The 20,922-nt window shown below is 71.6% G+C and carries 17 protein-coding genes; 8 read left to right on the plus strand and 9 right to left on the minus strand.

Features of this window, described 5'->3' with window-relative positions; genetic code table 11:
- The first annotated feature begins 8 nt into the window (after window positions 1–8).
- A complete protein-coding gene (locus FFG40_RS05510) occupies window positions 9–815 on the plus strand; it encodes an aminoglycoside 3'-phosphotransferase (protein WP_138802514.1) in 807 nt (268 codons plus the stop codon).
- A 28-nt stretch (window positions 816–843) separates the two neighbouring features.
- On the opposite strand, the gene FFG40_RS05515 is transcribed toward FFG40_RS05510, so the two are convergent.
- The 6 genes from FFG40_RS05515 to FFG40_RS05540 all read right to left on the minus strand — a co-directional run bounded on the left by FFG40_RS05515 (window position 844) and on the right by FFG40_RS05540 (window position 7,888).
- On the minus strand, window positions 844–1,503 hold the full coding sequence (locus FFG40_RS05515) for a hypothetical protein (RefSeq protein WP_138802515.1): 660 nt from the start codon (window positions 1,501–1,503) through the stop codon (window positions 844–846).
- Window positions 1,503–2,090, minus strand: a complete 588-nt coding sequence (locus FFG40_RS05520) for a hypothetical protein (protein ID WP_138802516.1) — start codon at window positions 2,088–2,090, stop codon at window positions 1,503–1,505. Before FFG40_RS05520 ends, FFG40_RS05515 begins: the two co-directional genes overlap by 1 nt.
- Before the next feature lie 76 nt (window positions 2,091–2,166).
- The gene (locus tag FFG40_RS05525; protein ID WP_138802517.1) at window positions 2,167–2,847 is read right to left on the minus strand and encodes a hypothetical protein; all 681 of its coding nucleotides are present in this window, start codon (window positions 2,845–2,847) and stop codon (window positions 2,167–2,169) included.
- On the minus strand, window positions 2,844–4,661 hold the full coding sequence (locus tag FFG40_RS05530) for an alpha/beta hydrolase (protein ID WP_138802518.1): 1,818 nt from the start codon (window positions 4,659–4,661) through the stop codon (window positions 2,844–2,846). Before FFG40_RS05530 ends, FFG40_RS05525 begins: the two co-directional genes overlap by 4 nt.
- 138 nt (window positions 4,662–4,799) lie before the next feature.
- Window positions 4,800–6,146 (minus strand): M23 family metallopeptidase, encoded by a 1,347-nt coding sequence (locus tag FFG40_RS05535; protein ID WP_138802519.1) that lies wholly within the window; start codon window positions 6,144–6,146, stop codon window positions 4,800–4,802.
- A 74-nt stretch (window positions 6,147–6,220) separates the two neighbouring features.
- The gene (locus tag FFG40_RS05540; RefSeq protein WP_138802520.1) at window positions 6,221–7,888 is read right to left on the minus strand and encodes a hypothetical protein; all 1,668 of its coding nucleotides are present in this window, start codon (window positions 7,886–7,888) and stop codon (window positions 6,221–6,223) included.
- Between the two features lie 96 nt (window positions 7,889–7,984).
- Between FFG40_RS05540 and pyrE the strand changes: the two genes are divergently transcribed.
- Both pyrE and FFG40_RS05550 read left to right on the plus strand, forming a co-directional pair.
- A complete protein-coding gene (gene pyrE / locus FFG40_RS05545) occupies window positions 7,985–8,536 on the plus strand; it encodes an orotate phosphoribosyltransferase (protein WP_027464850.1) in 552 nt (183 codons plus the stop codon).
- Window positions 8,533–10,821 carry a septum formation family protein gene (locus FFG40_RS05550; protein WP_138802521.1) on the plus strand — a complete coding sequence of 763 codons (2,289 nt, stop codon included), beginning with the start codon at window positions 8,533–8,535 and terminating at the stop codon, window positions 10,819–10,821. Before pyrE ends, FFG40_RS05550 begins: the two co-directional genes overlap by 4 nt.
- Window positions 10,822–10,977: 156 nt before the next feature.
- Here FFG40_RS05550 and FFG40_RS05555 read toward each other — a convergent pair whose 3' ends face one another.
- A complete protein-coding gene (locus FFG40_RS05555; protein WP_138802522.1) occupies window positions 10,978–11,931 on the minus strand; it encodes an aldo/keto reductase in 954 nt (317 codons plus the stop codon).
- Between the two features lie 108 nt (window positions 11,932–12,039).
- On the opposite strand from FFG40_RS05555, the gene FFG40_RS05560 reads away from it, so the two are divergent.
- Window positions 12,040–12,684: a HEAT repeat domain-containing protein gene (locus tag FFG40_RS05560; RefSeq protein WP_138802523.1), complete on the plus strand. Its 645-nt coding sequence runs from the start codon at window positions 12,040–12,042 to the stop codon at window positions 12,682–12,684.
- 477 nt (window positions 12,685–13,161) lie between these two features.
- Here the strand turns inward: FFG40_RS05560 and FFG40_RS05565 are convergent, their stop codons facing one another.
- A complete protein-coding gene (locus FFG40_RS05565; RefSeq protein WP_071246445.1) occupies window positions 13,162–13,851 on the minus strand; it encodes a metal-dependent transcriptional regulator in 690 nt (229 codons plus the stop codon).
- A gap of 37 nt (window positions 13,852–13,888) precedes the next feature.
- Between FFG40_RS05565 and FFG40_RS05570 the strand changes: the two genes are divergently transcribed.
- The gene (locus tag FFG40_RS05570; RefSeq protein WP_185974099.1) at window positions 13,889–14,818 is read left to right on the plus strand and encodes a CPBP family intramembrane glutamic endopeptidase; all 930 of its coding nucleotides are present in this window, start codon (window positions 13,889–13,891) and stop codon (window positions 14,816–14,818) included.
- A 33-nt stretch (window positions 14,819–14,851) separates the two neighbouring features.
- Here the strand turns inward: FFG40_RS05570 and FFG40_RS05575 are convergent, their stop codons facing one another.
- Complete coding sequence (locus tag FFG40_RS05575; protein ID WP_027464991.1) at window positions 14,852–15,649, minus strand: HAD-IIA family hydrolase; 798 nt, start codon at window positions 15,647–15,649, stop codon at window positions 14,852–14,854.
- Between the two features lie 180 nt (window positions 15,650–15,829).
- Here FFG40_RS05575 and FFG40_RS05580 point away from each other — a divergent pair, with 180 nt between their 5' ends.
- The 3 genes from FFG40_RS05580 to FFG40_RS05590 all read left to right on the plus strand — a co-directional run bounded on the left by FFG40_RS05580 (window position 15,830) and on the right by FFG40_RS05590 (window position 20,894).
- Window positions 15,830–19,303, plus strand: coding sequence for an SdrD B-like domain-containing protein (locus tag FFG40_RS05580; protein ID WP_138802525.1), 3,474 nt, complete (start codon window positions 15,830–15,832; stop codon window positions 19,301–19,303).
- 180 nt (window positions 19,304–19,483) lie between these two features.
- Window positions 19,484–20,182 carry a TetR/AcrR family transcriptional regulator gene (locus FFG40_RS05585; protein WP_138802526.1) on the plus strand — a complete coding sequence of 233 codons (699 nt, stop codon included), beginning with the start codon at window positions 19,484–19,486 and terminating at the stop codon, window positions 20,180–20,182.
- Between the two features lie 64 nt (window positions 20,183–20,246).
- Complete coding sequence (locus FFG40_RS05590) at window positions 20,247–20,894, plus strand: TrmH family RNA methyltransferase (RefSeq protein ID WP_027464993.1); 648 nt, start codon at window positions 20,247–20,249, stop codon at window positions 20,892–20,894.
- The last annotated feature ends 28 nt before the right edge of the window (window positions 20,895–20,922 follow it).

Consider the following 20,922-nt stretch of genomic DNA (forward strand, 5'->3'; position numbering starts at 1 on the left):
CCATCACCGTGGTGCGCTCGATCGGTGGACTGCCCCGGCCGGGCGAGACGGTCCCGGTGCCGCGCATCGTCACCGAGGTCGCGCGAGGGCGTGAGTTCGCGCTCGTCTGGCACAACCAGATCGGCGGGACGACGTTCCGCATCGGACCGGATGCGCAGGCCGAGGAGTTCGTGAAGGTCCTGCCGCACGCCTACGGTTCGTGGATCAGCGGTGAGGCGGAACGGCTGACGTGGGCGTCCCGGTACGCCCGGGTGCCGGAGGTGCTCGGCCACGGCACCGACGACGACGGCGTCTGGCTGCACACCCGCGCTGTGCCCGGGTGGAGCGCCGTCGACCCGCGCTGGCACGACGAACCCCGGACCGCGGTGGTCGCGGTGGGCGAGGGGCTGCGCGCGCTGCACGACACGTTGCCCGTCGACGACTGTCCGTTCACGTGGGCGACCGCGGACCGGCTCGATCGCGCGCGTTCGGCGGTCGTCGACGTCGACGCCGACGCCGGCCGCGGCCCGGGCGGTCTCGGTTCGGAGCCGCCTGCCGACCGCATCGTCGTCTGTCACGGTGACCCGTGCACGCCGAACACGTTGATCGGTGCAGATCGGCGGTGGAGCGGGCACGTCGACCTGGATGCGATGGGCGTCGCGGACCGCTGGGCCGACATCGCGGTGGCGACGATGGCGCTCGGCTGGAACTACGGACCCGGGTGGGAGCCGCTGTTCCACCGGGCGTACGGGCTGCCGGACGACCCGGAGCGCACCGCGTGGTACCGGGCGCTGTGGAACACCGACGCGGACGACGTGGGACCTGCGACGAGCTGAAGCGGAGCCGTCGTGGTGCTCGATCCGATCAGATCTTCGGTGGGTTGATGATCGGGTCGTCCCACTGGGGGAACGCCGGGCGGACGCCGGGAAGAGACCGATCAGGGCAGTCGGCCTTGGAGCGTCCTGCCACGGCTCGCCGGAGCTTGTGTGCGTCGTTGGTCCAGAACGGTTCGCTGTAGACGGTGATGGGGTTGTCGCCGTTCTTCTGTGCGGTGTACTGGATCTGCCAGTCGTCGCCGGTGGTGGCCCAGATTTCTTGGTCGCCGGTGATGGTGCGGCGTTCGATGGTCCAGCCCTGCTCGGTGAAGTAGTCGATCATCGGTTTGAGTGCCTGCTGTTGGTCAGTGCCGCTGGGCGGGGACCAGAGCCGGGTGGTGCTCATGTCGTAGCTGTTCTTCGTGTCGGAGCCGGGCAGGGGTGCGACGCCGTCTCCGCCGATGCCGGGGACGTCGTCGCCGCCGCCCCATTCCCATTCGCCGTCGTGGACTTCGAGTTGCGCGTTCCGCAGGAGTTGTTGCATGTGTTCGTAGTGGTCGCGGTAGGCGTCGAACTCCTGGTGCAGGGACATCTCGGCGACCTCGTGCTGGGTCAGGCCGGCTGCATCGGTGGGTATCCGCTTTCCTCCGGCCGCGCATCCCGCCAGCAGTCCAAGGGTCAGAGCTGCCGTCGTGATGGTGCGGAGCATCAGATCTTGGGTGGGCTGACGATCGGAGATTCCCAGGACGGGAACGCGGGGTAGACGCCCGGGAGGGAGCGATCGGGGTAGGCCGCATCGTTCCGTCCTCCGACTGCCTCGGAGAGTGCATCCGCATCGTTCGTCCAGAACAGCTCGCTGTAGACGGTGAGGGGGTTGTCGCCGTTCTCTTGGGCGGTGTACTGGATCTGCCAGCCGTCGCCGGTGGTGGCCCAGATTTCTTGGTCGCCGGTGATGGTGCGGCGTTCGATGGTCCAGCCCTGCTCGGTGAAGTAGTCGATCATCGGTTTGAGTGCCTGCTGTTGGTCAGTGCCGCTGGGCGGGGACCAGAGTCGGGTGGTGCTCATGTCGTAGCTGTTCTTCGTGTCGGACCCGGGCAGGGCTGCGACGCCGTCACCGCCGATCAATGGAACACGGTCGCCGCCACCCCACTCCCATTCGCCGTCGTGCACTTGGAGTTGCGCGGCTTTCAGGAGCCGCTGCATGTGTTCGTAGTGGTCGCGGTAGGCGTCGAACTCTTGGTGCAGGGACATCTCGGCGACCTCGTGCTGGGTGAGGCCGGCTGCGTCGGTGGGCATCTGGGTTCCTCCTGCCGCGCATCCCGAAAGCAGCCCCAGCGTCAGGGCAGCAGTCGTGATGGCACGGAGCATCGGGTCAGATTTTCGGCTGGTTGATGATGGGGTCGTCCCATTGGGGGAAGTCCGGGTAGATGCCGGGGAGAGACCGATCAGGGAAGTCGGCCTGGGAGCGTCCTGCCACCGCTCGCCGGAGCTTGTGTGCGTCGTTGGTCCAGAAGGGTTCGCTGTAGACCTCGAGCGTGTACCGGCCGTTCGTCTGCGCCGAGTAGATGATCTGCCAGCCGTCGCCGGTGGTGGCCCAGACCTCGTGGTCCCCGGTGACCGTGCGTTGCTCGATGTCCCAGCCCTGCTCGGTGAAGTAGTCGATCATCGGTTGCAGGTCCCGCTGTTGGCCGGTGGTGCCAGGCGGGGACCAGAGCCGCCCGCTCCGCATGTCGTAGCTGTTCTTCGTGTCCGAACCCGGTAACGGGGCAACGCCGTCGCCGCCGATCTGTGGGATGTCGTCGCCACTGTCCCATTCCCATTCGCCGTCGTGGACCTGGATTTGCGCGTCCCGCAGGAGCTGCTGCATGTGTTCGTAGCGGTCGCGATAGGCGTCGAACTCTTGGTGCAGGGACATCTCGGCGACCTCGTGCTGGGTGAGGCCGGCTGCGTCGGTGGGCATCTGGGTTCCTCCTGCCGCGCATCCCGAAAGCAGCCCCAGCGTCAGGGCAGCAGTCGTGATGGTACGGAGTATCGGTCGCATGGTCTTCATCATGGCTTCCCCGTCGCGATGATCCTCGCGATGGTCTGTTGTGCGGTGGCATCGCGGGACAGGTATCCGACGCCGCTGTCCGGGAACATGTCGTGCCCGGTGACGGCCCTGCCGCCTGCAGAATCCTCAGCGCCGAACGTGTCGACGTCTGGAAGGTCGCGTGGATCGGTGCGTCCGATCCGGCCGAGGATCGCTGTGTGGTCAGCGGACCCCTCGGTCGCGTACACGTGGTCCACGTTGAGGTGCTCGGGAGTCGTGGTGTCGGTGAACCCGACGGAGCCGTACGTGACGAGCGAGTCGACCCGGTACCGAGTCTGCGCGAGCGCTTCGGCCGCGGTGGTGGACCCGTAGGAGTGCCCGAGGACGGTCAGCGACCGCGGCGCGCTGCCCCGGCTGTCGTGGATGCCGTCGAGGAACGAGGCGAGGTTCGCCCCGCCAGCGGTCGCACGCGCCTGGCTGGGGACCTCGACGGCACCCGGTGCGCGGTACCCGATCCAGGACACGATCGCGAAGGAATCTTCGCCGGTTCCCTTTCTGCCCGCGGCGGTCAGGAGGCTGTTGGCGGCCCGGACCTTTTCGTCCATGCTCTCGACGCCAGTTGTCGCGCCGGGGACGTTGACCGTCACGTTCGACGCGGTGTCCAGGTCGCCGAGGACGACTGCGGCGACGAGCGCGCCGTCCGACACGCCGAAACCCACGAGCTGCGCCATGGCCTTCGACGGGCTCTGGATTCTGCGCGCGAGGTCGTCGGCGTCACGGAGGCCGTCTCGAAGCGCCACCACCTGCTTCCGGAACTCGTCCAGGCTCACCGCACCGTAGGTGTACGGCAGCCCCATCAGCCGGTACAGCCGCTCCGGGTCTCGTACCGCGGCCGAGAGGACGGCCCTGGACGCGATGTCGCGCTGCGCTGCCGGAACCCCGTCGAGTCCTGCGAACTGCAGCTGCGTGGACAGGGGCAACGCCCGGACGTCGGCGTCGGTGAAGCCGAGCGCGGCCCAGGCCGCTGCGACCTCCGCCGTGGTCAGGGACGGATCGAGCAGCCGCTGCAGCCCGGGTGGCATGCTGGAGGTACCGGCGACGTCGAGCGCAGCGTTCGCGAGGGAACCGCCGCCAGCGGCGCTGAACGCGCTCGCGATCCGATCGATCCACGACGCGTCGTCGGCGTTCTCGGCAAGGTAGTCGGCGAAACCACCTGGCAACGACGCCCCGTCGACCGGGACCCAGCTGCAACGGTTGCGGAACACGGCCCACGCGTTGCGCACCCGCACGAGATCCTGCTCCGTCGAGGAGTCCTGCACCCGGGCCACGGCAGCGAACTTCCGCAGCCGAGCGGGATCTGCCCCGCTCCGTCCTCCGGACCGGCCACCGGTGCGCTGCCGGGAGCGCGCGCTGAACACCGCGGACACCGAAGAAGGTCGCTGTGGCCTGCCCGATGGTTCGGGGTCGAACACCGAGCTGCTCCAGTCGAGCACGGGTTGCAGCGGGAGCCCGCCACCGGCGCGCACCAGGTCACGGTCGGCTTCGCGCTGCCGCCACGCGGCGACGTCCGCCAACCGCTCGCGTTCGGTGTCCGCCTGCCGCTGCGCGGTCCGAACCTGTTCGACCAGGGAATCGAGCGCCGTCGCCAACCGGGTTCGGTCTTGCGACTCCGTCACCCGAGCCGCCTCGAACAGCCGCGCGTACGCACCGTCGAAGTCGTGCAGTGCGGCCTCGGCGCTGTTCCGCCGTGGTTGGGCGCTGGCACGCAGCGAAAGCGCCACCTCGGCTGCGCAGTCGGCCAACCGCGACGCGGCTGCGTCGTCGAACTGGATCCCCATCGTCCCCCACCATCCGAACTGGCTGATGGGAGAAACGTAGCATTTCAGCGGTGCAGCATGAAATGACAGTGAGGTGCTTGTGGGAAACAACAAACCGCCGCCCACTGCGAGAGGACGGCGGTCTGGTGAACGAGCTGGCTAGAAGGCGACCCCGCGCGCACCCATGAAGGGCACCGGGTCGGTGGTGGCACCGTTGATGTGCACCTCGACGTGGCTGTGGCAGCCGGTCGACGCCCCGGTGGAGCCGACGAGCGCGATGAGCTGTCCCGCGGAGACCTGCTGCCCGGTGGCGACCCGGAAGCCGCCGTCGACGATGTGGCCGTACGCAGTCTGGACGCCGCCGCCGTGGTTGATGCGGACGTAGTTGCCGTAGCCGCCGTACCAGCCGACGTAGTCGACGGTGCCGGCCGAGGCCGCGACGATGGGCGTGTAGCAGCCGCTCGCCAGGTCGGTGCCCTCGTGCATGGTGACGACGCCGGTGATCGGGTGCACGCGGTACCCGTACGGGCTGATGACGTAGCCGCTGGCCGGGCGGACCCAGCCGGTCCCGGAGCCCGCGCCGACGGAACCGCCGCCGCCCGAGCCGCTGCTCCCGGTCGAGCCGCCACCCGACGACGAGCCCCCGCCGGAGTTCGCGCCTGCCGCTGCTGCCGCCGCCGCTGCGGCCGCGCGCTGTGCCGCTTCGCGCGCGGCCTTCTCCTCCGCCGCCTTGCGGACGCGCTCACCCTTGGCGAACTCGGCTTCGGTCCGGACGCGGCCCGATGTCAGGGTTGCGAGCTGGGCGTCGAGTCGGGCCTTGTTCGACTGCTGCTCGTCGTAGGCGGCCTGCACGGCGTCGGATGCCGCCTGGGCTTCCTGCATGCGGTCTTCGGCCTCGGCAGCGAGGTCACCCAGCGCTTCGGCGGCGCGGTCGGCCTGCGCCTCGAGCGACCTGGCGACGGCGGCGTCGGCACTCGCGGCGGCCTGGACACGCTCGGCCTGCTCGGAGAGCTTGCTCAGCGCACCGAGGTTGTACAGCAGATCACTGGCGTCTTCGCCCTGGGTGATCACCGAGGTGGTGACGTCGGCGCCCCCGGAGCGGGACATCTGCGCGGCGAACTGCCCGGCCTGCGCGGCGCTCTGGTCGGCGACCTTCGCGTGCTCCTTCGCGTCGGCGCGGAGCTGCTGTTCCTTCTCGGCCGCGGTCTGGGCCTTGCGCTGCGCCTTGTAGAACACGTCACCGAGCTTCTTGGCCTTGGCCTCGGCCGCGTCGACCTTGGCGTCGAGCTCGCTGATGATGCCCCGGATCTCGGTGATCTGCCCCTGCTTCGCGGATTCCTTGCCGCGGGCGGACTTCACTTCGTCCCACGTGGGGTAGGTCACCGCCTGAGCGGCCGGAGCATCGGCGATGACCGTGCCGACGAGGCCCGCGAGCGCCAGACCGGTGACGGCGAGGCGCAGGCGCACGGGGACACGGTGGGCGCGGGGGCTGGTGGGGCGAGACATCGAGCACGAGCCTATACATCCGTACAGCGAGCATCGGACGGCAACGCGCCGCTGTGGACAACTTCAGCAGTGCATCAGAAGCCGCGGTCGCGTCGGATGACGTCGGCGCTCCCGACGACGTCGCGCCGCAGGATGGCCTGCCCCGCGGTGCCGGCGTAGTCGTAGACGTCGAACCCGGTGCAGTGGGTGATCGTCGCCGGGGTCCCGAGGGAGTCCTCGACCGCGGTCGTCCAGAGGTCGTGCGACCCGACCACCACGAAGCTCGGGTCGGCGTCGCGGTAGGCCCCGAGGTCGACGAGCCAGGGGTACGTCTCGAAGGTGTCCCGGACCTGCAGCAGCCCGACGTTGCTCGACGTGTAGGTGGCGAGGGGGCGGACGGTCCAGAACTGCCCGACGCCGGTGACCTGGCGTCCGTCGGCCCAGCGGTCCAGGCACGCCGCCGCCGGGTACCGCGCGGTCGCCACGGCGTGGGCGGTACCCGGGGCCACGGCGATCCCGGTCGCGAGCACGGCGGCCATCGCGACCGCCACCCCGGCCCGGACCCCACGGTGCGGGCGGTGCACGCGGGTGCGGCGGACCGCGGTGCGGGTGAGCTCGGCCACGGCGACGAGCGCGAGCAGCGGTGCCGTCACGATCGGCTGCAGGTACCGCGGGGTCTCGGACCCGGCGACGACGACCCCGACGGACACGGCGACGACGGTCACCAGGGGCAGCAGGGTCGCGACCAGCACGGTGCGTGCGGTGCGGACCCGCCAGGCCCAGACCGTGCCCCCGACGGTGACGAGCACCCCGGCGAACAGCAGCAGGAGCCCGAGGTCGCCCGGTGCCGTGCCCGCCCGGTCGTCGGTCAGCGCCGCGAAGAACCGCAGGGTCTCCCCGGCCCGGGACGGCTGCACGTACGTCGCCGGGTCGAGGGAGACGAACGGCCGGAGCGGGATCCGCACCAGGTACCCGATGACCGATCCGACCGTGACGGCACCGGCGAGCAGCGCGGCCGGATGCCACGGCACCCGCCGCGCCAGCACGAGGAGCCCGAGGGTCACGACCACCGGGGCCGCTGACCACGGCACGAACAGCGGGTTCGACGCGGTCGTGCACGCGGCGACGAGTCCGAGCACCACGAGCAGGGGCACCGACGCCCGGCCGAGGCGCACCGCCCGCAGCACGAGCACCGCGGTGCCGAGCATCGCCAGCACGGCACCGTAGTAGTAGGTCGTGGTGAGCAGCAGGGACGCCAGCTCGAGCGACGTGGCCGTCGCCGACGACTCGGTCAGCACCAGCAGCGTGACCAGACCGAGCGCCCCGGCCGACACCGCGATCCGGGCGGGGCGTCCGGCGGACGGCATCAGCTCGTTCGCGGCCGCCCGCACCAGGGCGTAGACGGCGAGGAGCACGAGCACGCCGTTCACCGCCAGGGCCTGCTGCGGTGTGGCGGTCACCAGCGAGCAGAACAGGTACACGGGCAGCTCGGGGAAGAAGAACAGCGCGGGCGACATGGCCCACTCGAACGGCTGGCCGGCCTGCAGCGAGCGCTGGACGAGCGGCAGCAGCACCGAGTCGCCGTCGTACCAGAGCAACGCGACCCGCTCCGTCGCGATGACGTGGCGCAGGGCGATGACGGCCAGGGCCAGCGCGACCAGGCCGCCCAGGGCCTCCCGTCCGATCGTGACGGCCACCTCGACGGGCCGCCGGTCGCCGGACGGAGCCGGCTCCACGGCGGGGCGGCGCGGTGCTCGGGACATGCCCCGGAGCGTACCGAGGCCGCCTCGGTGCCGGCACCCCGCGGCCCACAGGCTGGGGGAGCGCGTTGCAGGCCCGACCGACTACCCTTGTGCGCTGTGACCGACGCGCGCGAACAGTTGATCCAGTACATCTCCTCCGAAGCGGTGTTCCACGGCGACTTCACCCTGACCAGCGGGAAGAAGGCGACGTACTACATCGACCTGCGGAAGGTCAGCCTGGACCACCGCGTCGCGCCGCTGATCGGGCAGGTCATGACCGAGCTCGTGCAGCAGGTGCCGGACGTGTCCGCCGTCGGTGGCCTCACCATGGGTGCCGACCCCATCGCCAGCGCCGTCCTGCACCAGGCCGCCGCCCAGGGGCTGACCTACGACGCCTTCGTCGTCCGCAAGGAGCCGAAGGACCACGGCCGCGGCAAGCAGGTCGAGGGGCCGGACCTCAAGGGCAAGCGCGTCGTCGTGCTCGAGGACACCTCCACCACCGGCGGCTCGCCGCTCAAGGCGGCCGAGGCGCTCGAGCGCGAGGGCGCGATCGTCGCCGCCGTCGCGGTCGTCGTCGACCGGGACACCGGTGCCAAGGAGACGATCGAGGCGGCCGGCTACCCGTACTTCGCGGCCATCGGGTTGGCTGATCTGGGGCTGACCGCGTGACCGAGGAGCGTCCGGACGACGCACGCGAACCCGACGGCACCGCCGGCCCGGCAGACGGGGACGACGGCCTGGAGGCTCGGCGTGCGTCCGGCTCGGACGCTCCGTTCCACGGTCTCCGCAGCGCTGCGGACATCTTCGGCGCTCCGCGCGGCGAGGAGGACTGGCCGTCGCGACGGGAGCGCCGCGAGGCCGAGCGCACCGCCCGCGAGACGGGCGCGCCGCTGCCGGAGCCCTTCGTGGCCGAGGGCGAGGCGGAGGCTGCTGAGCCTGCTGCTGCTGCTGCTGCTCCTGCCGCGCCTGAGCCGGCGCTCGACGACGGCGCGACCCAGGCCATCTCGATGCCGCCCGAGTTGCTCGCACCCTCCGAGAACCCCGACGCCGTCGTCGAGCACGAACGCTCCACACTGCACGACCGGATCCCCGCCGCCGCCGACGCCCCGCCGGACTCCACCGCACCGCACCCGTCGTCGATCGTGCTGCCGACGGCGCAGACCCACCGGGACGAACGTGCTGCCGCGTCGAAGGCCATCGAGGACGAGCGTCGCCGCGTCGACCCGTTCGGTGAGGGTCGTGCCGACGTCGACTGGCTCGGCCGCGCGACCGGGAACCACCCGGAGTCCGTGCCGCCCGCTGCTCCCGCTGCACCGCAGCCCCTCGGCGTCGAGAACGTGCTGCCCCCGACCGAGGAACCACCGACCTTCACCGACCTGCTGCGCATCACCAGCACTGGGCCGGTCCCCACGCAGACCGGCGCGCACGACCGGCCGTTCGACTGGGCGATCGGTGACGACGAGCCGGGCGAGGTCCCGGCGACGCTGACCACCGACTCGTTCGACACCACGGCGCTGTCCGCCGGGTCCTGGTCGCTCGCCGACGAGTTCGACGGCGAGGACGAGGTCGTCGCCGGCGAGGTCGACACCCCTGCCTCCGCGCTGCCGCAGGCACCGCGGACCTACCCGGTGCCGCCGGCGGTCCCCGTGCCGCCGGTGGTGCCCCCGGCGGTCCCGGCCACGCCCGTGTCGGACACGGCTGCGCCGGCTGCCGTGCCGGATGCCGCTGGTGCTCCGTCGGAGGTGACCGAGGCCGTGGACGGACCCCGTCGGCCCGCCGGAGACGACGTGCCGGACGCGACCGAGGGCCTCCAGGCCGATGCCCCGACCACCGCGATGCCGGCGGCCGGCACGCCCTGGTGGTCCGAGCCCGACGCGACCGTGCCGCCGACCGCCGCACCGCCGCTCGTCGAACCCACCGGTGGACAGGAGTACCCGGCGCACCTGCCGCCGTCGGTGGGGCAGGACCTCGACGCCGTTCTGGGGCTGCGGGGGAACGACACCGGTCCGCAGCCGGAGTCCCTGCCCGCCGCCGCGCCGGACGACCTGGACCAGTCCGAGTGGGACGGCCGCGAGACCAGCGACACGAGCGCCATCAAGGACCTGTTCGGCACCGAGGCGGTCGGGCAGCTCGGTGGCACCGGCTACGACCCCGAGGACACCGGGACGCGGATGATGCCTGCGGCTGCCGTGCCTGCGGCGGCCGTGCCTGCTGCTGCCGCCGCTCCTGCTGCTGCCCCGGCACCCGCTGCTGGCGGACGGCCCGCCGGCGGTCCGGACCGGCCGTCCGGCGAACGCGACAACTTCATCAACGAGGGCTTCGCGCGGCTGCGGAACGAGGGCAAGCGCGGCAAGCAGCTGCTGATCTACGGGTCGATCGCGCTGATCCTCGTGCTCATCGTGCTGGTGTTCCTGCTGTCGAAGTGGATCCTCGGCAACAACATCGCCGACCAGGCCGTGCCGACGAAGTCGCCGGCTGCCGCTTCGGCGCCGGCGACACCGAGTGCTGCGCCGTCGGCGTCGGCCTCGCAGTCGAGCGAGGCCGCCGCGCCCGCCGCCACGCTGCAGTTCGCCACGACGCCGGCGGGGCCCGGCGAGCACCCGTGGACCGACCTGGCCGGCGGGGAGTGCCTGTCGCCGTTCACGAACGCGTGGTCGCAGACCTTCACGGTGGTGGACTGCGCGACGCCGCACATCGGGCAGCTGACCGCACGACTCGCGGTCCAGGGCGACACCTACCCGGGTGCCGAGGCCCTCGCGACCCAGGCGGCCGACCAGTGCCAGTCCGACGCGGCGCTGAACGCCTCGGCCGCCGCTGCCGTGGGCGACGTGCAGGTGCAGGGTTCCTACGCGCCGGACCAGGCGACGTGGGACCAGGGTGACCGGTTCATCTCGTGCTTCGTGACGCGCTCGTCGGGGCAGCCGCTCACCGGGTCGTTGGCGCCGGGGGCGTAGGCGCGGGCCGATCGTCGGGGCGGGCGGTCGGTCGGGCGGCGGGGTCCGACGCGGAACGACGATGTCGACGTCGTACGACAGCGACATCGTCGTTCCGCGTCCGTGTCCGCCTGCGTCCGCCCGCGACCGCCGGCGTCGCTCGACAGCGCGCGGGTGTCAGGCGCTCGCGGGCACCTTCGCCGACACGTCGGACAGCGTCTGCAGCTCGTCGTCGCTGAGCTCGAGTTCCGCCGAGGCCAGCAGTGCCGGCAGCTGCTCGGTGTTCCGGGCGCTCGCGATCGGCGCGACGACGTCGGGCTGCGCCTGCAGCCAGGCGAGTGCGACGGTGGCGATCTCGGAGCCGTGCGCGTCGGCGATCGAGGACAGTGCGTCCACGACGACGAGCCCCTCGTCGGTGAAGTACCCGGACACCTGGCCCTCGCGGTCCTTGCCGGCGAAGTCGTCCTTGGAGCGGTACTTGCCGGTCAGGAACCCCGCGGCGAGCGAGAAGTACGGCACGACGCCGAGTCCGTGCTCGTGCGCGAGCGGCGCGATCTCGGCCTCGTACGGCTGTCGGGTGACCAGGTTGTAGTGCGGCTGGATGGCGACGGGCTGGGCGAGGTCGTTCTCCGTCGCGATGCGGATCCACTCCGCGGCGCGGTCCTTCGAGTAGTTCGAGATCGCGGTGTAGCGGACCAGGCCGTCCTGCACGAGCTGGTCGAAGGCGCGGACGGTCTCCTCGAGCGGGGTCGACTGGTCGTCGAAGTGCGCGTAGTACAGGTCGATCCGGTCGGTGCCGAGGCGCTCGAGGCTGGCGCGGGCAGCGGCGGCGACGGTGCCCGCGGCGAGGCCCTGGAACTCCGGGTGCTGCGAGCCCTTCGTCGCGATGACGACGTCGTCCCGCTTGCCCGAGGCGCGGAGCCACGAACCGATGACCCGCTCGGACTCACCACCCGAGTTGCCCGGCGCCCAGGCCGAGTAGACGTCCGCGGTGTCGATGAAGTCGCCACCGGCCGCGGTGTAGGCGTCGAGGACCTGGTGCGAGGTCGACTCGTCCGCCGTCCAGCCGAAGACGTTGCCGCCGAGGGCGAGGGGGAACACGTGCAGGTCACTGGTACCGATGCGGGGCATGCGGAGGTCCTTTCGTGGTCGTGGGTGCGGTGGGAGCGGACCGCACGTCTCCCGACGCTATGCCCCGATGCTTGACACGGCCCCGGCGCGAGGGGCTTCGATGGAGGGATGACCACGCTCACCGACGCCCTCGCCGACCCGCGATCCTCCGCCCGGCTGCAGGCCGTGATGGCCGCGGGGACCACCCCGGACCCCGCAGACCTCGAGGTGCTCGTCTCGCAGTGCGCCGTCGAGCCGGACTTCTTCGTCCGCGACATGCTGACGTGGGCACTCACCCGGCACCCCGCCGACGACGTCGTGGCCCGCGTGCTGCCCGAGCTCGAGCGCCCCGCGCCGCAGGCCCGCAGTCAGGCGCTCCACACCCTGTCGAAGATCGGTGACCCGGACGCGTGGCCCGCGGTACGGCGGCTGCTCGGGGACCACGACGACGAGGTGCTCCGCGCGGCCTGGCGGACGGCCGTCGCACTGGTGCCGGACGACGAGCGGGCGTCGCTCGCGCGGACCCTCGCGGTGCAGCTCGGCGTCGGCGACCGCGAGCGTCGGCTCAGCCTGTCGCGTGCCCTGGTGGGGCTCGGCGAGGACACCGTCGGACCCGTCCTCGCCTCGGCCGCCGAGCGGGGGACCGACGCCGTCCGGGAGCACGTGCGCGAAACCGGACGACTGCTGCACGACCCGGAAGCCGCATCTGCGCTCGCCCTCGAACGCGCCCGGCGCGAGGTCGCCCTCGGCCGGACGCGCTCCGTCAAGGGGTAGGGCCGACGGGCGCGCCCGGCCGGGAGCGCCGGGTGGTCACGAAGCGTCGCCGTCACGGTCGTGGGGCGGTCGTGGGGCGGCCGTGGGGCGGCTGCGGGGTGGGCGCGTCGCGCGGTCACGACACCCCGTGGGTGGGGTCCCGAGTGGTCGCGAACCGTCGGCTGCGGGGCTCCCGGGCGACAGTTCGTGACCAGTCGGCGGAGGTGAGCGGGGTTTCGTGACCGCTGGGGCGCCGGACGGGAGGCGCGTGGCGGCGTGGCACCGAGCCTCCCGTCCGACGCCACGCGTGTTCGCGGGCCGCGGTGCGGTCACGACACCCCGTGCGCTGGGCGCCGAGTGGGCGCGAACCGTCGCCTGCGGGGCTCCCGGGCGACAGTTCGTGACCGCTCAGCGGACCTGAGCGGGGTGTCTCGACCGGCCGACCAACGCACGCCGGCCAGCGCGTGCGTGACAGCCGGCCAGCAACTCGCAGCGCGGTCAGTCGCCGTCGGGCGCGAGCCAGATGGACGACGCCGCCGCGGCCGGCAGGTCGACGAGGGACTCCGAGCCGTCGGTCGCCCGCCGCGACACCGCGATGACGCCGGCGTAGTCCCGCACCCGCTCGACCCGCAGGTGCGTGCCCAGCCCCACCCCGAGCTCGTCGAAGTACCGCAGCAGCGAGGGGTCGTCGTCCGAGACGCGGTCGACGGTGCCGCACGCTCCCGGCTCGATGGCGCCGAGCAGCGTGCCGGGGGAGTCCGGCACGATGCCGTCCGCACCGGGGATCGGGTCGCCGTGGGGGTCGTGCGTCGGGTGGCCGAGGTCGGCGTCGACCCGGTCGAGGAACCGCTCCGACACGGCGTGCTCCAGGGCCTCGGCCTCGGTGTGCACCTCGTCCCACGAGTAACCGAGCCGCTCCACCAGGAACGTCTCGATCAGCCGGTGCCGCCGGACCATGGCCACCGCGACCTGCTGCCCGAGCGGGGTGAGCACGACGCCGTAGTACGGGGTGTGCTCGATCAGGCCGTCGCGGTCGAGCTTCTTGAGGTTGCCCGACACCGTCGACGCCGACACCTTCAGCGACGCCGCGATGTCCCGCGTCGCCAAACCGGGCCCGCCGCGCTCGCTGGCCTTCCAGATGAGCTTGACGTAGTCCTCTGCCATGGTGGACAGGGAGGGCAGGCGCATACCGCCAATCGTACGTCCCGCCTGGTACAACCAGCAGATGACCACCACCGCCCCCGTCCGAGCCCCTCGCCGTCGCTGGCCGGTGCCGCCGTCGCTGCTGCTCGGGCTCGCGCCGATCGTGGTGTTCGCGGCGGTCAGCGCGTGGCGGTCACGGCCGAGCGACGACTACGCGACCCTCGGGCAGACGGTCGACAGCGTCGTGCACGCCCTCGTCATTCCCGAGGGCATCGCCGTCGCGGCACTCGCCCTGTTCGTCACGGCGCTCGGCTGGTGGCGGATCGCCACGGTCGACCCGGTCCGGACGCGACTGCGGTGGACGATGGTCGCGCCGATCCTCGTGCTGGTGGTGTGCGTCGTCCGGCTGCCCCTGATCGACTGGACGGCGCTGCCCGCGCACTACTTCCTGCTGCTCGCCGTCGGGGTGCTGTTCGTCGGGGTCTTCGAGGAGCTGATGGCCCGTGGCACCCTGCTCGTGGGGCTGCGGCGGCGCCTGCCGGAGATGGGGGTGTGGGCCCTGTCGTGCGCGCTGTTCGGGCTGCTGCACCTGCTCAACGCGCTCGCCGGTGCCGGCATCGGGCCGACGCTGGTCCAGGTCGTGTTCGCGGCGTCGTTCGGGTCGACGCTGTACGTCGCGCGTCGGCTGACCGGGTCGCTGCTCGCCCCGGTGCTGCTGCATGCCTTCTGGGACTTCGGGTCGATCGGGTTCACGGCGACCACGGACCCGGGCGACTTCGGGAAGCTGACCCTGCTCGGTCTGATCGGGCTGTTCTCGTTCGGGGTGCTCGCCTTCGGCATCGTGGCCGGCGGGGTCATCGCCTGGTACGACGACCGGCCCCGTCGGCTCGCGAAGCGGTGGCGGACGGTGCCGCCGATGGCGGCCTTCGCTCTGGAGGCCCGTGGCGCGTCCCACGAACCGGCTGCGGCGGGTGCAGCGGTCGCGTCCGGTGCGGGGGTCGACGCGCGATAGCGGCCGCGCCGACGCGCGGTCGCGTGTGACCGGCTAGAGCTCGACCTCGAAGGGCTCGGTGCGCACGAGCTCGTGCACGCCGGAGATGACCTCGCTCGGGCGGAACGGGTACCGGTCGATCTCCGCCTGGTCGCTGATGCCCGTCATCACGAGCACGGTGTGCAGTCCTGCCTCGATGCCGGCCTGCACGTCGGTGTCCATGCGGTCGCCGATCATGCCGGTGTTCTCGGAGTGCGCCCCGATCCGGTTCATCGCGGAGCGGAACATCATAGGGTTCGGCTTGCCCACCACGTAGGGCTGCTTGCCGGTGGCCTTCTCGATCATCGCCGCGATGGCGCCGGTCGCCGGCAGGACGCCCTCGGCGCTCGGGCCGGTGGCGTCGGGGTTCGTCACGATGAACCGGGCTCCGGCGCGGATGAGCCGGACGGCCTTGGTGATCGCCTCGAACGAGTAGTTGCGGGTCTCGCCGACGACGACGTAGTCGGGAGCGGTCTCGGTCATGATGAACCCGGCCTCGTGCAGGGCGGTCGTCATGCCGGCCTCGCCGATGACGAACGCCGAGCCGCCGGGCATCTGCGACTTGCAGAAGTCGGCCGTCGCGAGGGCGCTCGTCCAGATCCGCTCCTCGGGCACGTGCAGGCCCGAGCCCCGGAGGCGGGCACTGAGGTCGCGCGGCGTGAAGATCGAGTTGTTCGTCAGCACGAGGAACTCGGTGCCGTCGTCGAGCCACTGCTGGATGAGCTCCGGGGCCCCGGGGAGCGCCTGGTTCTCGTGGACGAGCACGCCGTCCATGTCGGTCAGCCAGCACTCGACGTCGTCTCGGGTCGCCATGGCCCTCACCCTACTGCGCAGGGGTTTGCGCCTGCCGTCTCGAGGCTCGGCAATCACCATCAACGATATGCGGAACATGAATAATTGTTGTGACATGCAATGTGTGCGTACGCTGCCGGTCGGGGCGGTCCTCGTCCCCCCGATCTACGGGACATCAGTCTCGCGAGAACAAGGAGACCCATGCGATCTCGAAGTAGAGCGCGCATCGCCGTGTCGACGTTGGCCACCGCTGGCGTCGTCCTCGGTCTTGCCCTGCCGACCGCCTCGGTGGCGGCGAGCGAGCCGGAAGGGCCCGACGGCACCGCATCCGCCGCGCCGCAGAGCACGGTCGCCGTCGCGATCGACGTCACGAAGGACGGCAACGGCCCCGTCACCCCGTCGGACGGCGCTGGTGGTGACGCAAGCGAGAAGAACGGCATCGTCCGCACGATGGACGCGATCACGTACCGCGTCTCCCTCAACTCGAACGACGGCACCAGCACGAACGAACGCTTCAGCGTGACCGCTCCCGCCGGCACGTCGTGGGCAGGGGTCCCGACCATCTGCGTCGGCCCGGGTTCGGCGATCTCGGGGTCCGTGCTGACCTGCAACATCGGCACGCTGGGAGAAGGCCGGACGGTCTCCGTGCCGATCGTGCTCGACGTCTCGGGTGACCTGCAGAACGGCGACACGATCGCCGTCCAGGTGACCGCGACGGCGGACGAGGCCGAGAACGGCCCCGTCGGTGCCGCCGCCGATCCCGTCGCCGTCTCCGCGGCCGCCCGCTACAACCTCAGCAAGAACGTCCACGGCTCCCTGCTCCGAACCGGGGTCACCGGCCCTGACGGACGGACCGAGGGGCTGCAGTTGATCTACCCGATCGCCGTGGACTGGCAGCCGCTCGTGCCCGGACAGGGGCTCCTCGGGTTCGAGAAGAGCGTCGGCCCGATGACGTTCACGGACGACCTCTCCGAGATCCTCGGCGACGTGTCCTCCGACGCCGTGCTCTGGAACGGCGGCAACCCGGCCTGCGGCCCGAACGCCAACAACGACTGGCGCATGGGCGGTCTCCCCGGAGGCAAGGGCGGCGGGGAGGCCGCCGTCACTGACTCCGGGACGTTCAGCTGCACCCAGACCGCTCCAGGGCAGGACGTCGACGTCGCGATCACCGACACCGTCACCGACCCGACGCGTGTCCCCTCGAAGAACCTCTCCGGCGGCCCGATCACGGGTGGCGCCAAGTCGTACTTCGTCAGCGGGTACATCAGCCTGTGGATGCCCAACCCCCCGGTCGGCACTTCGGTCGAGTCGATCAACACGTTCACCCCACTCCGGACCACCTCAGCCAGCGGTGCGTCGAACTTCCCCGGCGGCACCGAGCCCACCGGGGACAACTCCGCGAAGCGCAACATCATCGAGTACGCACCCGGCGGAACGCAGAAGCAGTTCCACCGGGTCATCGACAACGGCAGGGTCGTCGAAGACGGATCCGCGAAGCAAGGCGACCCGTGGACCACGCCCGGAACGCTGCTCCGAAGCGACGTCGGCGCGTGGAACAACGGCCTGTCCCCGTACGAGAACGTGATCCTCTGTGACACGTTCGACCGTGACACCCAGCGTGTCACCCGCGTCGGAGGTAGCAGGACCGCGGCATGGACCAGCGGAATCACCGACGCGAAGGTGCAGTACGCCGAGTACGACATGACGTCTCCGGCAGCCGGCCAGAAGGCAACCTGCGACGACGGTGACGGCCCCTGGTACGACCAGCCGGAAGACGTCCCCGGCGGCCTCGGCGCCGTCGGTGCCGTCCGCGCAACCGGCGACATCCGGGGCGGCAACACCGGCACGCTCTACAGCTACGTCACCACCGAGGACGCCGCCGACGGCACGCGGGCCTACGACTTCGGTCACGCGTGGTTCGGCGACCGCTCAGAGCGCTGGGCGCACGACGTCTGGTCCGACGCGGACCTCGGTGCAGGTCCCCTGTCCGACAGCGTCATCCTCACCGAGAACCTCGCCCGGATCCAGAAGAAGATCGTCGACCCCGGCCACGACGCGGCCGACACCCCCGACGAGACCACCTTCACCGTCGCCAGCGACGCCATCGACTACGCCTTGTACCCGTCGCTCACGAACGGCAAGACCACGGGGAAGGAGACCTCCGTGACGGTGCGTGACGTGCTGCCGAACCACCTGACCTACGTCGCCGGCAGTGCCTCCGAGGTGCCGGAGATCGACACCACGAAGGACGACGACGGCAACGACGTCCAGCGTCTCACCTGGACGACAGCGGTCCGGCCGAACGAGGCGATCGACCCGATCACGTACACCGCCACGGTCTCGAAGCTCGCCCCGGCGGGCGCGATCACCAACACGACGGACATCGCCTCGCCGACGGACAAGTCGCCGCAGGCCCTCCGCAACGCCGAGCGCGCCGTCCAGGTCGTCGCGACCGGCGGAGTCGGCGTCGAGAAGACCGCCGTCGAACCGGTCGTCGTGTCGGGGGACCACCTGGAGTGGGACCTCGGGTACACCAACATCGACGCAACCCCGATCGACGGCCTGGACGTCATCGACGTCCTTCCGTACCGGGGGGACACCCGCAACTCCACCTTCCACGGCACGGTCGGACTCGCCGAGCCCATCGCGGTCGCCGAGGCAGCCGGTGAGCGCGTCCGCTACACGAGCCGCGACCCGCGCGACGTCGTGCTCGACGCCGCTGACCCGTCGAACCAGGGCGGTGGCGCCACCACCTGGTGCTCGGCGTCGGCGTTCGGCACCGAGGGATGCCCGGCCGGGCTCGCGGACGTCACGGCCGCGCGCATCCTGCGGACGGCCCCCGTGGGAGTGGGCGAGACCGTGACGCACCGAGTCGTGGTCGCGACGGCGGGCCAGCGCGACGGTGACGCGTACACGAACCGGTTCGGCCTCCGCGCCTCGAACCTCGCGCTGCCGGTCCAGTCCAACCCGGCGACGGTCACGGTCGTCGCCGGTTCGATCGGCGACTTCGTGTGGTCCGACGAGAACGGCGACGGTCTGCAGGACGACGACGAAGCCGGCGTCGCGGACGTCTCGGTCCGCCTCACCGGCTCGGACGACCGCGGCGAAGCCGTGCGCCGGACGACCACCACGGACGGCGACGGCGAGTACGCCTTCGACGACCTGCGCCCCGGCTCCTACACCGTGCACTGGACGGCACCGGACGGTCGGGAGTTCACGAAGGAGCTCGTCGGCGACGACCGCGCGATCGACTCCGACGCCGACACTTCCGGTGCGACCGCCCCCGTCGAACTCGCCGCGATCCGTTCCGACGAGGGCCAGCTCGAGCACATCGAACAGGACCGCACCGTCGACGCGGGGCTCCTGCCCGCAGCGGAGACACCGACCGGACCGCCGGTGACGCCCGGTGGGCCGGAAGCGCCCGGCACGCCCGGACATCCCGGGAACGCCGGGAACGCCGGGAGCGCCGGGTCTTCGGGAACACCCGGCACCCGCGACGACGCGGAGGCGTCGTCGGGTGCCGGCGACGGATCCCGCGACCCGGCACGCGGCGGACTGGCGTTCACCGGAGCCGACGGACTCGGACTGACGGCGGTGACGGCGGTGCTGCTCCTGGCCCTGGGCGGCCTCATCGTGGCGCGCAGGCGTCGCACCCGCAGATCGAGCCGGCGCTGAGCAGCGGGGCCGCGGCGAGCAGTCGTCGCGGCCCCACTGACGGTCCGCTCAGAAAGGGCCGGGAGGCCCGGAGCGGCTCTTGCGCGCTGCTGCCAGACCCGAGATGGTCGAGACACCGAACTGCGGTCGGCTTTTGCCCTACGCTTTTCGGGACACGTACCGAATCAAGGAGGCCCCCTCGTGCTCGTCGAACCCGGAACCCCGTCCACCGCGCCCCGACCCACCCCGGTGTCGGAGACGGAGCTCGAGGTGACGCCGCGACGACGCCGGGGCCGCCCCAACGTGCTGTCCCGCGAGCAGGTGATCGACGCTGCCACGACCATCGCGAACGAGGACGGCCTCGACCGCCTGTCCTTCCGGGCACTGGGCGTGCGGCTCGGCGTCGCCCCGATGACCGTGCACCGGACCATCGGCGGGCTGGACGACCTGCACGCCGAACTCGTCCGCCGCACCGTCGACGAGTTCACCGCGACCTTCGTCTGGCCGGACGAGTGGCACGCCGTCGTCCGCACCTTCGCCACGACGTTCCGCGACCTGATGCGCACCCACCCGCTCGTGCTCGAGTCGCACAGCCAGCGTGCCCCGCTCGCCTCGACCGAGTCCGACGCCGTCGTCGCGAAGGTCGTCGGCGCCCTGCAGGACGCCGGACTGCCGCCAGCCGAGGCGATGTACACCTTCTTCGTCGTCTACGACTTCGTGGTCGGGCACGCCGGGGTGCAGGTCGGGCGCGGGGACTCCGAGGCCGGACGCCCCGAGCGGCACCGGCTGGTGGGCGAGATCCTCGGCGAGCACTCCTACGACGACCGGTTCGCGCTCGGCCTCGACATCCTGATCGCCGGCATCGAGTCGCGCATCGACCACCCGGCCCGCACCGCCTGAGCCCGCGGCGCCGCCGGGCACCGCCGTCGTCGGGCCGGTGCCGTGTGCGCCGTACGCTGGTCGGGTGACCACTGCGCCCGAACCGTCGCACGAGCTGACGACCAACGGGGTGGGGCCGCACCCGGAACCCTGGCCCGACGACCCGAGGCTCGACCCGGAGCTGCTGGCCGCGGGGGACTCCCGGAACGTGCTCGACCGCTACCGGTACTGGTCGATGGACGCGATCGTCGCCGAGCTCGACACCCGACGGCACGCGTTCGACGTGGCGATCGAGAACTGGCAGCACGACCTGAACATCGGGTCGATCGTGCGGAGCGCCAACGCGTTCCTGGCCGGCACGGTGCACATCATCGGGCGACGCCGGTGGAACAAGCGCGGAGCGATGGTCACCGACCGGTACCAGCACGTCCGCTACCACCCCGACGTCGAGGCGTTCCTCGCCGCGATGGCCGAGGAACAGCGTCCGGTCGTCGCCATCGACAACACCCCCGGTGCCGAGCGCATCGAGACCGCGACGATCCCGGAGCGCTGCGTGTTCCTGTTCGGGCAGGAGGGCCCCGGGCTGACCGAGCAGGCGGTCGCCGGTGCCGACGCACACCTCGAGATCACGCAGTTCGGGTCGACGCGGAGCATCAACGCGTCGGCCGCCGCGGCGATCGTCATGCACAGCTGGGTCGTCCAGCACGCGGAGTTGCCCGGCGCGACTTCGTGAGCAGAAAAGGTCGGTACGGGCCCTGAAC

The organism is Curtobacterium sp. KBS0715 (assembly GCF_005938005.2).
Taxonomy (GTDB): Bacteria; Actinomycetota; Actinomycetes; order Actinomycetales; family Microbacteriaceae; genus Curtobacterium; species Curtobacterium flaccumfaciens.

Excerpts from the sequence above, each read along its gene's own strand:
- FFG40_RS05555 (WP_138802522.1), bottom strand. The coding sequence starts at position 11,931 with ATGCCCCGCATCGGTACCAGTGACCTGCACGTGTTCCCCCTCGCCCTC.
- FFG40_RS05535 (WP_138802519.1), bottom strand. The coding sequence starts at position 6,146 with ATGTCTCGCCCCACCAGCCCCCGCGCCCACCGTGTCCCCGTGCGCCTG.
- FFG40_RS05515 (WP_138802515.1), bottom strand. The coding sequence starts at position 1,503 with ATGCTCCGCACCATCACGACGGCAGCTCTGACCCTTGGACTGCTGGCG.
- FFG40_RS05540 (WP_138802520.1), bottom strand. The coding sequence starts at position 7,888 with ATGTCCCGAGCACCGCGCCGCCCCGCCGTGGAGCCGGCTCCGTCCGGC.
- FFG40_RS05525 (WP_138802517.1), bottom strand. The coding sequence starts at position 2,847 with ATGATGAAGACCATGCGACCGATACTCCGTACCATCACGACTGCTGCC.
- FFG40_RS05580 (WP_138802525.1), top strand. The coding sequence starts at position 15,830 with ATGCGATCTCGAAGTAGAGCGCGCATCGCCGTGTCGACGTTGGCCACC.
- FFG40_RS05520 (WP_138802516.1), bottom strand. The coding sequence starts at position 2,090 with ATGCCCACCGACGCAGCCGGCCTCACCCAGCACGAGGTCGCCGAGATG.
- FFG40_RS05560 (WP_138802523.1), top strand. The coding sequence starts at position 12,040 with ATGACCACGCTCACCGACGCCCTCGCCGACCCGCGATCCTCCGCCCGG.
- FFG40_RS05570 (WP_185974099.1), top strand. The coding sequence starts at position 13,889 with ATGACCACCACCGCCCCCGTCCGAGCCCCTCGCCGTCGCTGGCCGGTG.
- FFG40_RS05565 (WP_071246445.1), bottom strand. The coding sequence starts at position 13,851 with ATGCGCCTGCCCTCCCTGTCCACCATGGCAGAGGACTACGTCAAGCTC.
- FFG40_RS05530 (WP_138802518.1), bottom strand. The coding sequence starts at position 4,661 with ATGGGGATCCAGTTCGACGACGCAGCCGCGTCGCGGTTGGCCGACTGC.
- FFG40_RS05575 (WP_027464991.1), bottom strand. The coding sequence starts at position 15,649 with ATGGCGACCCGAGACGACGTCGAGTGCTGGCTGACCGACATGGACGGC.